The following is a 12,889-nucleotide window of genomic DNA, read 5'->3' on the forward strand; positions in this document are numbered from 1 at the left end:
GCATGCCCACCGCTGCGCTCCGTATCGCTTTTGTTTTTTATTTTTTGATCGGAAGTCTTTCGGCCGAGCCGCGCGCGCGTGATCTCGGCATTCCTTTCGAAGGCAAACCCGGCGCGCTCAACGCCATCACCGATGTCACCGGCGTGGAAGTCGGCCACACCACGCTCATCTCCGGCGAGAGCAAACTCGTGGTCGGCGCAGGCCCGGTGCGCACCGGCGTCACGGCGATTCTCCCGCGTGGAAAAAATAATCACGCGCCGGTGTTCGCCGGCTGGTTTTCCCTCAACGGCAACGGCGAGATGACCGGCACCGCGTGGATCGACGAATCGGGAATTTTAGCCGGGCCGGTGATGCTCACGAACACGCACAGCGTCGGCGTGGTGCACGACGCCGTGATCGAATGGCAAGTGAAGCACAGCGGTGCGGTGCGAAATGAAATCTCGTGGTCGCTCCCCGTTGTCGCCGAAACGTGGGATGGCTGGCTGAGCGATTTGAACGGCTTTCACGTGAAGCCCGCACATGTGTTTAACGCCATCGAGTCCGCCGCCAGTGGCGCGGTCGCGGAAGGCTCCGTCGGCGGCGGCACGGGAATGATTTGCCACGAGTTTAAAGGCGGCATCGGCACCGCCTCGCGCATCACGAAAGCCGGCCACACCGTCGGCGTGCTCGTGCAGGCGAACTACGGATTGCGCGATCAGCTCCACATCGCCGGCGTGCCGGTCGGCAAAGAAATTCAGGAAGGAAAAATTCGCGGCGAAGAAGTCGGTTCAATTTTAATTATTGTCGCGACCGATGCGCCGCTCATGCCGCATCAACTCAAACGCCTTGCGCGCCGCCCCACGCTCGCGCTCGGTCGCATGGGCAGCACTTCCGGCGACGGCTCGGGCGATTTATTTTTAGCGTTCTCCACTGCGAACCCCGTGCCCGAACGCGGCAAACCCGGCGCGGTGCAACTCCTCGCCACCGAAGACCTGAGCCCGCTCTTCACCGCCGTCGTGCAAGCCACCGAGGAAGCGATCGTCAACGCACTCGTCGCCGCTCGCACCATGAAAGGCCGCGACGATCACCTCGTCGTCGGGCTGCCTCACGACCAGTTGCGCGCCGTGCTGAAAAAATACGGCCGGCTCGAGGAAAAATAATTACCCCGCCTGCTTCGCCCAGCGATTCGCCATCAGGCCGTTCACGAACAACTGCAGCGGATGATAGAACATGATCGGCAGTAAAATCAGCGGCAGGTCGGCCCGCTCGCCGAAAATCAACACCGCCAGCGGCACGCCCATCGCGAGCGTTTTCTTCACCGAGCAAAAATACGCCGCGATTAAATCCTCGCGCCCCAGCCGGAAACTCCGGCACGCCGCATAAACCAGCGCCGACATCACGACGAAAAGTGACGCCACCAGCAGCGCAACTTTGACCGTGAGCGCGGCGCCATGTTGTTGCCAAATGCGCTGCTGCACCGAATCACAGAACGCCGCGTAAACGATAAACAAAATCACCGCGTTGCTGATCCGCGTGACCCAGATTTTGCGACGATCCACCGCCGCGTGCAACCAGCGTCGCAAAATCATCCCGAGTGCAAACGGCAGCAACGTCAGTAGCGTGATCTTTAACAACAGCGGCCCGAAATCACCGTGCGCACCGGTTTTGTTCATCAACAACTGCACGAGCAGCGGCGTCGCGATGACGCCGACGATGTTTGAGAGCGCCGCGTTAAATAATGCACCCGCCGTGTTGCCTCGCGCGACCGCCGTGAGCACGACCGACGTCGAAATCGTCGAAGGCAAAACGCAGAGATACAAAAACCCGTTGCGAATCGCCTCCGGCTCGCTCGCCCAAATCAGCGGCCCGACAAAATTAAACAGCAGTCCGACGACTGGAAAAATTACGAACGTGAACGCCTGAATGATCGCGTGGAGCCGCCAGTTGCCCGCGCCGCGTTTCACTTGTTCGAGCGCGAGCGACAATCCTTGCAGGAAAAGAATCAGTGCGATGCCGGCGTTGTTGAGCACATCAGCGTGCAACGATCCGCCTCGCGATCCCGGCTCCGGAAACAAAAACGCCAGCACGACCGCGCCGACCAGCCCGAGAATAAATCCATGCGTGCGCCACCACGGCACCGGAAGTTTTTTGGCGGGTTCGGTTGCTCGATTTTGCGTCATTTTAATTTAACCACAGAGGCACAGAGACACGGAGAAAAATTCAGAACCTGCATCCGACTCGGGGCCTCTGTGGTTCAATTGCCTCACAATTCATCGTCATGGACCGATGCCAGTGCTTCCGCGCGCGGATCATGCCGCGCACGCTCAATCCAACCGGCAAATCCCGGCGCGTCCGCGAGCAAGTCCCGCGTCAACGGCGCCGCGACGACATCGATCACGCGTCGTTCGCCGGTTTCATCGATGACTACGTTGCGATCATGGGTGTCGCCGACCAACCACGGTTCGTTGTCCAAAAACATCAACCGGGCGTGATCGCGGTCGGCCCGCAGGAAACGCGACGGAATCGGAATCAGCTTCTCCGGAATCAGCCCCGAGACGTCCGCTTTTTCTGGCAAAGCCCGGCCCAAGGTCTGTTTTGCCACCAAAATGCCTTCCGGCGTCAGGCCGATAATCTCGGTCGGCATGCCCAAAACGTGGGTCAGGCGCAGTTTTTCGAACAAGCGGCGATAATTCCCCGGAATCGCGGTGGCTTGTAAAAGTTCTCCTTCTCCCCGCGAAAACTCAAACGTCGCCCCTAAGTCCCCGCCCTCGCGAAACAGGAAGAATTTGTAGACCGAGTTCTGTCCGTCGACGAACGCCAGCGCCTCCACGCCACCACCGATGCGCCGCAGGTGAGCGCTATTCGCCTCGAATGGATCATCCGACTCCGAATCAAAACCAAAATCCTCCAAACGAATCAAGGGCAGCGTCTTGCGAAAATCCCGCACCGCCTGCCCAAACTCCGCCCAACGCGACTCGGCAAACTCCAGCAGGCCTACTTCGTCTCCTTGGGCGAGGACGAGCGTGCGGTCTTGATCTGTTCCGATAGCACATTGGGCTGCTTTTTCGCCCATTTGATCGAGCGCCCGAAGTCGTCGCCCGTGACCGTCCAGAATAACGGCCCACCCTTCCGCGCCGGGGAGGAGGGAGCCGAGGATTTGGGAGGGTTGTCCGGAGAACGGGTCTTTTTGCTGCATGAGTCCGCCACGCCCCACACTTCACGACCGGCGCCCCCGAAAGCAAAAACTATTTGTCCCCACCCTGTTCACACTTGAAAAGGGATGCCCAAAAGTAACGACCTGAGGCTTGCGCGACGCCGGATAAGGGAAAACCTCTCGCTTGACACTTGGCCCCCGCTTAGGCGAATTTGACCCTCTTTTTCCGATAACATCATGCAACCTACATTCCGTCCGCACCGCAAGAAACGCGCCCGCAAGATCGGCTACCGCGCCCGCAAAGCCACCGTTGGTGGTCGCAAAGTCCTCGCCAACCGCCGCCGCAAGGGCCGCAAGCGCCTCACGGTCGTCTAAGATGCGTTTCGGCGCCGGCCAACGGCTGCGGCGCAACGACGACTTCCGCGCCGTTCGAGAGCAGGGCCGCCGCATGGAATGCGGCGCCTTTCTTTTAACATGGTGCCATCGTCCGGTTGATCCCGCAGCGTCGTCCGTCGGCGCTTCGCGCATTGGCGTAGTCGCTTCCCGTGCTTCGGTTGGCAATGCCGTGCATCGCAACCTCGCCAAGCGCCGCCTCCGTTCCCTTTACCGCCAGCATCACGCCCTCGTGCCTGCTGGCTTTGATTTGGTGCTCACGGCGCGGCCTGCGCTGTTGAAGATGGATTACTCCGAAATCGCGCAGCGTTTTGCCCACGCCTGCAGCAAGCTCTCCGCCCTCCCCGCGAAACCACGTGCCGATGCCTGAGTCCCGCCCACGTCTTTCTGTTTTCGCGCGCATCGTCCGTTGGCCCGCGCTGGCCCTCGGCGGAATTATTTGGATTTATCAACAAGCGGTGTCGCCTGCGCTGGCCGCGCTCAACCCGACTTGCGGCTGCCGGTTTGCGCCGACGTGTTCGCACTATGCGCGCGAAGCGCTGCGCGAACAGGGTTTGTTGGTCGGACTTTTCCTCACCGTGTGCCGACTCGCGAAGTGCGGCCCGTGGCATCCGGGCGGCGAAGATCCCGTGCCCGCGCGTAAATTTTCCTGCGTTCGCGTCAGCAAAGCCACTCCGGCTCAAAGCTGATTGCCGACCGCTCACAGCCCTCTCTCATGGATAAAAAGAATACAGTAATCGGTGTCGTGCTGCTCGTCGCGGCGATGGCGAGTTTCGTCTTAAGCTCGCGCCTGGCTCCGTCTCCCGCACCCGGCAAGCCGGTTGAAAATCCCATCTTGCCGACGGCCACCGCGCCGGTCGAAGCGCCCTCGGCTGGCACCGCCGCCGTCACCACCGCTCCGGGCACGTCGCCCGCCGCCGCTGCGGTTCCCGCGGAATACGTCACCCTCTCGAACGACTTCATCGAAGTTAAATTCACCAATCACGGCGGCGCGATCGACACCGTCGGCCTGAAAAAACACCAAGCTGAACAAGGCAAACCCGCGCTCTACACGCTCAATGCCCAGCAAGCCGCGCCCGCGCTGAGCTTCCGCGATTTCCCGGGCGCTGATCGCACGGTCGCGTATTCGCTCGTTTCCAAAAGCGCCACCGACGTCGTTTATCGCGCGACGACCGACCAGCTCGAAATCACGCGCACCTACTCGATCGCGAAAGCCCCGAACCGTGACGATTACCAAATCCGCCACGAAACCACCTTCCGCAATCTCACCGACAAAGCCGTCGTGCTCCCGCGCGCCATCCTCAACGTCGGCACCGCGCTGCCGCTCAACGAACATGACATTGGCCAGTATTTGAACGTCGGTTATTACGACGGCGATAACTTCGAGCACACGGAACGCGGCTCGCTCGAAGGCGGCGGTTTTTTCAGCAGCTTCGGACTCGGCAACAAACACGATCTGCCCTTCATCGATCAGGTCGCGACCACGCAGTGGGTTTCCGTGAAGAACCAATTTTTCACCATGATCCTGACGTCGGACCAACCCGGCACCGGCATCCGCATCGAACGCGTAAAGCTCGCCACGTTGCTGCCGACTGAAGACCGCCGCGCCTACGGCGTGACCGGCTACGCGACCTACGAACTCAAGCCGCTCGCCGCCGGTGCTTCGACGACGTTCGGCGCGAACTACTTCGCCGGCCCGAAAGAATACAAACGCCTTTCGAATCCCGTGGTCTTCAAACACCGCGAAGAGAAAGTCATGCAGTTCTCCTCCGGCTTCGGAAAAATCTTTTTCTCCGGTTTCTTCGCGCCGTTGCTCATGACGATCATGACATGGGTGCATTCGATCGTGCCCAACTGGGGCTGGGCCATCGTCATCACCACGCTGTTGCTAAAAATCGTCTTTCTTCCGCTCACGCTCGCCGCGTCCAAATCCGCGAAGCGCATGGCGAAACTCCAACCGCTCATGGCTGCCATGCGCGAGAAGCATAAGGACAATCCGCAAAAAATTCAGGCCGAGACCTTGCGCCTGTTTAAGGAAAACAAAGTGAACCCGGTCGGCGGCTGTATTCCGATTCTCATCACGATTCCGTTCTTCATCGCGTTTTTCACGATGCTGCAAAGCGCGTCTGATCTCCGCTTCGCGTCGTTCCTCTGGGTGCACGATCTTTCTGCGCCCGACACCGTCGCCCGCATCTGGGGTTTCCCGCTCAACATCATGCCGCTTCTCATGGGCGCCACGATGATCATCCAAATGCGACTCACGCCGACGCCGACCGTCGATAACGCGCAAGCCACGATGATGAAAATCATGCCGTGGATCTTCACGATCTTCTGTTATACGTTCGCCTCCGGTCTCGCGCTCTACTCGACGATCAACGGCCTGTTCACGATCGGCCAACAAATGATCATCAACCGCATGCCGGAGCCCGAACTACCCGCCACGGCCGGCACCACGACGGTCGCCGGCAAAGCGCCGATGAAGAACGTCACGCCGAAGAAGAAAAAGTAAGGTAGGGGCGGTTATCTTAACCGCCGTTTTAAATTTTCGCCCGTCAGCTCCCCCATGGCCGGCCATAATAAATGGTCCAAAGTTAAGCGCCTCAAAGCCGTCACTGATTCGCGCCGCGGCAAAGTGTTTTCACGCCTCTCCCGCGACATCACCATGGCCGCCAAAACCGGTGGGGGCGATCCCGACGCCAATGCGCGCCTGCGCACGTTGCTGCTGAAAGCGCGCGAGGCCAACATGCCGGTCGAAAACGTCGACCGCGCGATCAAGAAAGGCACCGGCGAGTTGCCCGGCGTCGTGTTTGAAGAGATGACTTACGAAGGCTACGGCCCGGGCGGCATCGCGTTCGTCGTGCAAACTACGACCGACAACAAAACGCGCGCCGCCAAAGACGTGCGCGCCGCGTTCAACGGCCTCGGCGGAAATCTCGCGCAGACCGGCTCGGTTTCATTTCAGTTTCTCCACGCCGGTCAGTTCCTCATCACGAAAGACGCCGTCGCTGAAGATAAGTTGATGGAAGTCGCGCTCGAAGCCGGCGCGGACGACGTGCTCACGACCGAGCACGGTTATGAAGTGCGCTGCAACATCCACGCCTTCGACAGAATTTCCCACGCACTCGAACAAGCCAGCATCAAGCCCGCGAGTTCGGAAATCGCTTACATCCCCACGACCACCGTGCCCATCGACACAGCGGGTGCCGCACTGATCGAACAACTGCACGACGCCCTCGAATCCCTCGACGACGTGCAAGCAGTCTTCTCAAACGAAGACCTCAGCTAGCGCCATTGTTCTCTTAAACCCGCTGCAGGCGGCGGCCAATTGACACTTATTAAGTGTCAATTAGCCGAGAGTATCCTCCGCAAATTTTATCTCGGTAATTGCTTTTGCTCTGGGCGGATCTTCGCGGAAATCCCAATGGCTTGTCCGAATATTGAAATCTGCACGCCTTGATTTGACACTTAATAGGTGTCAAATGAGGCGGGCCACGCTTCAGCTGATCGTATCCACGTTGTTCGCGAAGTTGCGGTAATCGATCTTTTCGCGCGGGTTCGTGCCGTTGAGAAATTCTTCGATGTTCGTGTAGCCGTCGCCGTCGGCATCTTGCGCGCCATCGGCTACGTTTTTTGGATCGAGCCCGTGCTGGGTTTCCCACGCATCCGGCAGGCCGTCACCATCGCTGTCGACCGGCACTTGCGCCGCATCGAATTTCAATTCCGGATACCCACCAACTTCTTTCGGATCGCGAATGATGCCGCCTCTACCGGCCAGGACATTGCCAGTGCGCACCATTTCCAGCACGCGAGTATCGACCACATCACGCTTCGGAAGCGTGGCACCACCTTTGGCGAGCACGGCGGCGTAGGCGTCTTGCGCGGTCTGCTGCGCGACCGGCCAGCCTTCGAAGGGTGTATTCACGCGCGCCAGCTTTTCGTTTCCGCGCACGCCTTTCCAATTGTCGCTCGTTACGGTGTCGTGGCCTTCCACAATATTACCCGCGACATACCATTTGCCGGGACGCTTCTCGGCTTTCGGAAACCAGTTGCCGGCTTCGAGGAATTTCATCGGCGAGTTCTGGTTACGCTCTTCCATGCGCACAATCGTGCTGACCATGTCATCTTTGGTCGCAGGACCGGGTTTATAGTAATTACTGATTACATTAACCATCGAGCCTTCGTCGCCGCCATCCATCGTGCGATGACCCCAATTGAAGAGCACGTTGTTCCGATAGTCGAACTCGCCACCCATGCCAATGGACGGATTGCGCCCGGTGTTGTTGGCAAAAAGATTGTGGTGGAACGTCGCATCCTCACCGCCCCACGTGCCGCCGAATTCGTGGCCCGGCCCGAGCGCTTCACTCGAAACGACCCACTGAATCGTGAGATTCTTCACCGGCCATTTTTCATACGCGCCGTCGGACGTGCGGTTTTGGATGTAGCGATAGAGCGAGATATTTTCGTCGCGGCCCCAACTCACCGAGCAGTGATCGACAATCACCTGGCCGAGCGGATAACCGCCGATGTTGTCCGAACCCTGACCGCCCGGCAGCCCGCGGCGCACGCGGAGGTGCCGGATGATCACGTTGCGCGTATTGATGTTAATGGAATCGTGCGCGACGCAGATGCCGTCGCCCGGCGCACTTTGTCCCGCGATCGTGATGTCGGGGTGCACGATATCGATTTTCGATTTCAGATAGATCGTCCCCGCCACGCGAAACACCACGATGCGCGCGCCTTCTGCTTCAAGCGCGGCACGAAAACTTCCCGGGCCGCTGTCGTCGAGATTCGTGACTGCGATAACCCGCCCGCCGCGCCCGCCGGTGGTGAACATCCCGCCGCCCCAAGCGCCCGGAAACGCCGGCACGCCACTCGGCAAGTTCGGCGGCAGCGAGGGGATTTGCGCGACTTCGGGTTGAGCAAAACTTTGCGCGCCCAACGCCGCAGCGAGCGACGCGAGCAAAACGAATCGTGAGGTTTTCATAACAAGCAGGGTTTCGGAGTTTGGGGTGAAACCACGGAGACGCGCAGACCTCCCCGCGGATACGTCGCACCCCCGCAAATCGTTTCCTGCTTTTCCGCAAAAAGTGCCCGCATCGTAATCCAAGTAACCCGCGTGCCCAATCCGTTTGTCATATAATATATGACAAACGGATCGCGGATCGCATTGGCCTGACTCGACCGAACACTCCCTTGCGCTTCAACATAGGGGCGTTAACGTCGCTCGCATGAAACGCCTCCTCGTTCTATTCGTAGCCCTCACCGCATCTATGTTCGCCGCTGACGTTCCAAAAGTTACTCCCGCCGAAGCCGCCAAACTCGTTGCTGAAGGCAAAGCGGTCATCGTCGATGTGCGCGAGTCCGACGAATGGGCTGAGAGCGGCGTCGCCGCGCCCGCGGTGTTGCTCGCGAAGAGCGAATTTGACGAAGGCCTCATCGGCGAATGGAAACCCTTCCTCGAAAAAAATAAGGACAAGCAAATCATCACCTATTGCCGTCGCGGCGGACGCGCGACTGCAGTCGCCACTGAGTTGGAAAAGAAAGGCTACAAAACCGCTGTCGCTGGTTCGCTAAAGGACTGGCAGGACGCGGGCCTGCCCACGCGCAAAGCCGCCGAGCCCGCGAAGTAAGATTACCGTGTGCGTCGAGCGCATCGCTATCCAGCGATGCGCTTTTTTTATTACCCTTTCCAGTTCACCAATCGCGCGGCTTGGATCACGCACACGCAGTCTTCGCCGTCTTCAGTGTGTAACCAGTGCGGGTCGAGTTCGGGAAAGGCTTGGTCCAACGCTGGCTTTGCCTGACCCACTTCGAGAGCGACGATGCCGTGCGGTTGGAGTCGTTCGCGCGACTGGCGCAAAAGTCGGCGCACGATGTCGAGGCCGTCCTTGCCGCCATCGAGCGCCATCTGCGGTTCGTTTTTAAACTCCTCCGGTAAATCGCGCAGTTCGCGCGTGGGCACGTAGGGCGGGTTGCTCAGGATGAGATCGTATTTCGCAACCGGCACCGCTTCGAGCACATCGGAGTGAAACAGCTTCACGCGTTTCGCGAGGCCGTGCTCGGCGACGTTAAACTTCGCCACAGCAAGAGCGTCGGTCGAAAGTTCGACCGCATCGACTTTCGCGTCGGGAAATTGATGAGCCAACAAAATCGCGAGACAGCCCGAGCCGGTGCAGACATCCACGACGCGCTTCACGGGTTTGTTCGCAGGCAGCCACTGCGGAATCTGCTCGGGGAGCAGCTCCAGAAAATACGAGCGTGGGATAATCACGCGTTCGTCGACGTAGAACCGATGTTCGCCGAGCCACGCTTCGCGCGTGAGGTAGGCAGCGGGCACATGTTCCTCGAGGCGAAGGCGAAAGACTTCCGCGACGCGCGCGGTTTCTTCCGCGGTTAATTTCTTTTTCAGCACCACCGGTTTGCTGTCCATCGGTAGGCCGAGCGTATGCAGCAAAAGGTAGAGCGCTTCGTCGTGTGCGCTCGTGGCGACTTGGCCGAGCGCGCTGTCGTGTTTCGCGTAGAGCTTGATCGCGTGCGCGAGCCATTCGCCAAGCGTCGCGGGAGATTTGGCGCGCGCGGCCATGGCTTACGCTTTTTTCGCGCCAGAGCGGTGTTCCGAACAATAGCACTGGTCGTCGTCGCTGTAGCGAAATTCTTCGCGCGGGTGCGTGAGGTCGGTCTTGCCGCACACCACGCAACGGTGGCGTGGCTCGTTTTCGGAAGCGGCACGCGCGGCGGTCACTTTGGACTGGTGCTCCATGCGACGCCTGCCGGTCTTGATCCGTTGAAAGATTTCGCCGGAGAAAAAGAGGAAGAAATTGCCGATCGCCGCGAGCACCGCGAGACGTTCTGGATTCGAGCCGACCGCCAGAATGTAGCCGTAGCCCGCCCACTGGATCAGCGCGAGCCACTTGATTTTCACGGGGAGAATGAAAAAGAGCATCATCTCGAAATCCGGGTTCAAAAACGCGAACGCCAGAAACACGCTGCCCGCGAGGAAGAGATTGGTCGTGGCATTGTAAGGAAACAGAAACGCCACGCCGACGGTCAGGGCCCAGCCGACGAACAAAAACAGGTTATAACGAAACACGCCCCAGTAGCTTTCCAGCGAGCTGCCCATCATCCAAAACAGATACCACGCAAACGCGATAAATACGGGATGCGAACTCGGCGGGTAAAACAGAAACGTGATCACCCGCCACGCTTCGCCCGCGAGCACGGCTGCCGGCACGAGTTTGATCAGCTCGAGATTAAATTGTCCGAGAAACCCAACCGACCAGAACAGGACCTGTCCAATGACGAGGTAGAGTGAGATATTGGGGATGGCGAAGCGGCCGAGGGCCCGCTCGATGCGATTGAGAAACGACATGCGGGCTTATTTCTCAGTCTTCGCGTCCAACTGGTCGAGCAAAGTTTGTTTCTGTTTCTGGAGGACCGTTTCCTTCACGGTGGCGATGATGAGGCGAGCGCTCTCGAGCTTGCCTTGCTTGATAAGGACGTTCGCCACGTGCAGCGCAATCGTCTCCTGCTCAATGCCGGGCTTGGCGCGACCTTCGAGCGCTTTCCATTGTTTCATGGCCTCGTCCCATTGCGGCGTTTCGAGATCGTAGTAGGCCTCGGCGCGCCGATACGCGTAGGCGAAATTATCTGGCGCGAGTTCTACGGCGCGCGCGAAGGCTTCGAGCATCGCCTTGTCGAGCGCGGGCCGCGTAAACGTGCCGGCTTTGAGAAAATCGTCGCGACCTTCGTTCAGGAGCATTCCGAGATGGAAGTGATAAAGCGGTTCCTTCGGCTCAAGATCGATGGCCGACATGATCCACGGCAACGCTTCGGCAGGCTTGCCGTCTTCGGCGAGATGTTTGGCCATTTGGTTTTTCACGACCGGGATGTCGGAATCGAGTTGGTTGGCTTTGAGGAGCATGCCGACCGCCGCCTTGGTCATGCCGACCTGACCGAGCAACATCCCGTAAGCGACGTAACCCGGCGCAAAGTCCGGCGCTTTCTGGATAAGCACGTCGTAGCTGTTGATCACCGCCTGCAACTCGCCGCGCAGCCACGCTTCGTCGAGGTGCTCGCCTTCTTTCTGCGCGCGGGAGAGAATGTCTTTTTGCCGCGAGACGATTTCCTTGAGGGTCTTTTCCGAAGACGTTTCCGCCGACAATACGCCGGAGATCCCGACAAACAAACTCAAGCAAAGCACCGCACGGCGCAGAGGGGTCGCAATAAATCGCATGCGGCTACGACAAGCACCCCGCCTAATCGTTCAAGGCTTTAGCGTTCTTGTCACCGCACTCTCTGGCGGGACGAACTCCGTATCGTCCGCGGGCGCCAAACCCGCCCATCCACAGACCGGACACAATGGATTCCTCCACAATCCCACGTCCGTTCGAACTAATACCCCGCACGGTTCGCAGTAATAGCGCTCTAAATGCAAGTGTGACACGATTGTCGCAGGACAAATGGCACCGCGCGTGCTATTGTAGGTCTGTCTTAACCGATATTGCTTTCAAAGAACCCTCCCCAAGTAGTGCGTTCTTTGACTATGGCCGGATCCCTGCGCGAGCTCGCAGTGTGACGGTCGGATACTGTGTAAGTGTTTGATTTTTAGGGACACCGGATTGCGGCCTGCTTGTGCGCGCTTTACCGGAGATGAGCCCCAAAACTCACACTTTTGCCGCCAGTCGCCGCTAAAACGGCCGGCTGGTGGCGAAACTGGGTGTTTGCCTGCGGTCCTCGTGGCCGGTGGTGCCACCCTGCTCCTAAAAAACAGAAAAACTAAAACCCAACCTCCGGGTTGGGATTATGAACATGAACACAAAGTCCAAACTAGCCCTCAGCCTCGGTCTTCTTGCTGCGCCGCTCGCCCTTCTCGCGAGCTCGCCCGAAAAGGCCTATGTCGATGCATATCGCGGCCGCACGGATATTCCGGTGCCGATCTCGGTGGTCACCCCATCGGTCGCTCCTGAATACGCCGGCGCCCAGGTTGCGCTTGAGTTCGTCGTTGATGCGACGGGCAAGCCGACGCTTATCACGTCGCGCACGCCCAAAGCAGATGCCGAACTCGTCGAAGCCGTCGTCGCCGCCGTGGCGCAGTGGAAATTCTCCCCTGCCCTCGAAGCCGGTGTCGCGGTGCCTCGCAAAGTCGTGTTGCCGGTGACCATCGTCGATTCCTTCGCCGATGCGACCCGCCTCGCGGCTAACTAACCAGTAAACTGAAAACCACCAAAGCCGTCCTTCGCGCAAGCGAGGGACGGCTTTGTTATTTTTGCATCACAGTTTCGCTCCCGATAACTGCGGACAAATCTCAGGCGGCGAGCACTGCTCATCTTTCTAATTGGCCTGTCGCTCAAAGTTCGCCTGCGC

14 protein-coding genes are annotated in these 12,889 nt (G+C 59.2%); 8 read left to right on the forward strand and 6 right to left on the reverse strand.

Annotated elements, in window-relative coordinates:
• The first annotated feature begins 2 nt into the window (after positions 1-2).
• Positions 3-1,139: a DmpA family aminopeptidase gene (locus tag ACRRQW_RS07015; protein ID WP_438480560.1), complete on the forward strand. Its 1,137-nt coding sequence runs from the start codon at positions 3-5 to the stop codon at positions 1,137-1,139.
• Here the strand turns inward: ACRRQW_RS07015 and ACRRQW_RS07020 are convergent, their stop codons facing one another.
• Complete coding sequence (locus ACRRQW_RS07020) at positions 1,140-2,159, reverse strand: bile acid:sodium symporter family protein (protein WP_438480561.1); 1,020 nt, start codon at positions 2,157-2,159, stop codon at positions 1,140-1,142. It lies immediately after the preceding gene.
• Between the two features lie 83 nt (positions 2,160-2,242).
• Complete coding sequence (locus ACRRQW_RS07025) at positions 2,243-3,175, reverse strand: hypothetical protein (protein WP_438480562.1); 933 nt, start codon at positions 3,173-3,175, stop codon at positions 2,243-2,245.
• Between the two features lie 195 nt (positions 3,176-3,370).
• On the opposite strand from ACRRQW_RS07025, the gene rpmH reads away from it, so the two are divergent.
• Genes rpmH through ACRRQW_RS07050 form a run of 5 tightly spaced genes read left to right on the forward strand, consistent with a single transcriptional unit; the run spans position 3,371 to position 6,812 of the window.
• A complete protein-coding gene (gene rpmH / locus ACRRQW_RS07030; protein ID WP_438480563.1) occupies positions 3,371-3,508 on the forward strand; it encodes a 50S ribosomal protein L34 in 138 nt (45 codons plus the stop codon).
• Between the two features lies 1 nt (position 3,509).
• Entirely contained in the window at positions 3,510-3,896 is a 387-nt protein-coding gene (rnpA, locus tag ACRRQW_RS07035; RefSeq protein WP_438480564.1) for a ribonuclease P protein component, read from the forward strand.
• Positions 3,889-4,215, forward strand: a complete 327-nt coding sequence (yidD, locus tag ACRRQW_RS07040) for a membrane protein insertion efficiency factor YidD (RefSeq protein ID WP_438480565.1) — start codon at positions 3,889-3,891, stop codon at positions 4,213-4,215. The genes rnpA and yidD overlap by 8 nt, the downstream gene beginning before the upstream one ends.
• A 26-nt stretch (positions 4,216-4,241) precedes the next feature.
• Entirely contained in the window at positions 4,242-6,035 is a 1,794-nt protein-coding gene (yidC, locus tag ACRRQW_RS07045) for a membrane protein insertase YidC (RefSeq protein WP_438480566.1), read from the forward strand.
• A gap of 54 nt (positions 6,036-6,089) precedes the next feature.
• Positions 6,090-6,812 carry a YebC/PmpR family DNA-binding transcriptional regulator gene (locus tag ACRRQW_RS07050; RefSeq protein ID WP_438480567.1) on the forward strand — a complete coding sequence of 241 codons (723 nt, stop codon included), beginning with the start codon at positions 6,090-6,092 and terminating at the stop codon, positions 6,810-6,812.
• A 210-nt stretch (positions 6,813-7,022) separates the two neighbouring features.
• On the opposite strand, the gene ACRRQW_RS07055 is transcribed toward ACRRQW_RS07050, so the two are convergent.
• On the reverse strand, positions 7,023-8,510 hold the full coding sequence (locus ACRRQW_RS07055) for a polysaccharide lyase (protein ID WP_438480568.1): 1,488 nt from the start codon (positions 8,508-8,510) through the stop codon (positions 7,023-7,025).
• A gap of 244 nt (positions 8,511-8,754) precedes the next feature.
• Here ACRRQW_RS07055 and ACRRQW_RS07060 point away from each other — a divergent pair, with 244 nt between their 5' ends.
• Positions 8,755-9,156: a rhodanese-like domain-containing protein gene (locus ACRRQW_RS07060; RefSeq protein WP_438480569.1), complete on the forward strand. Its 402-nt coding sequence runs from the start codon at positions 8,755-8,757 to the stop codon at positions 9,154-9,156.
• 50 nt (positions 9,157-9,206) lie between these two features.
• On the opposite strand, the gene prmB is transcribed toward ACRRQW_RS07060, so the two are convergent.
• The 3 genes from prmB to ACRRQW_RS07075 are packed head-to-tail and all read right to left on the reverse strand — an operon-like array spanning position 9,207 to position 11,759.
• Positions 9,207-10,109: a 50S ribosomal protein L3 N(5)-glutamine methyltransferase gene (gene prmB, locus ACRRQW_RS07065; protein ID WP_438480570.1), complete on the reverse strand. Its 903-nt coding sequence runs from the start codon at positions 10,107-10,109 to the stop codon at positions 9,207-9,209.
• Positions 10,110-10,112: 3 nt separating this feature from the next.
• Complete coding sequence (locus ACRRQW_RS07070) at positions 10,113-10,895, reverse strand: hypothetical protein (protein ID WP_438480571.1); 783 nt, start codon at positions 10,893-10,895, stop codon at positions 10,113-10,115.
• 6 nt (positions 10,896-10,901) lie between these two features.
• Positions 10,902-11,759 (reverse strand): hypothetical protein, encoded by an 858-nt coding sequence (locus ACRRQW_RS07075; RefSeq protein ID WP_438480572.1) that lies wholly within the window; start codon positions 11,757-11,759, stop codon positions 10,902-10,904.
• A 575-nt stretch (positions 11,760-12,334) separates the two neighbouring features.
• On the opposite strand from ACRRQW_RS07075, the gene ACRRQW_RS07080 reads away from it, so the two are divergent.
• Positions 12,335-12,730, forward strand: a complete 396-nt coding sequence (locus tag ACRRQW_RS07080; protein WP_438480573.1) for a TonB family protein — start codon at positions 12,335-12,337, stop codon at positions 12,728-12,730.
• Positions 12,731-12,889 lie beyond the last annotated feature (159 nt).

It is taken from the genome of Oleiharenicola lentus (assembly GCF_051660365.1).
Taxonomy (GTDB): Bacteria; Verrucomicrobiota; Verrucomicrobiia; order Opitutales; family Opitutaceae; genus Lacunisphaera; species Lacunisphaera lenta_A.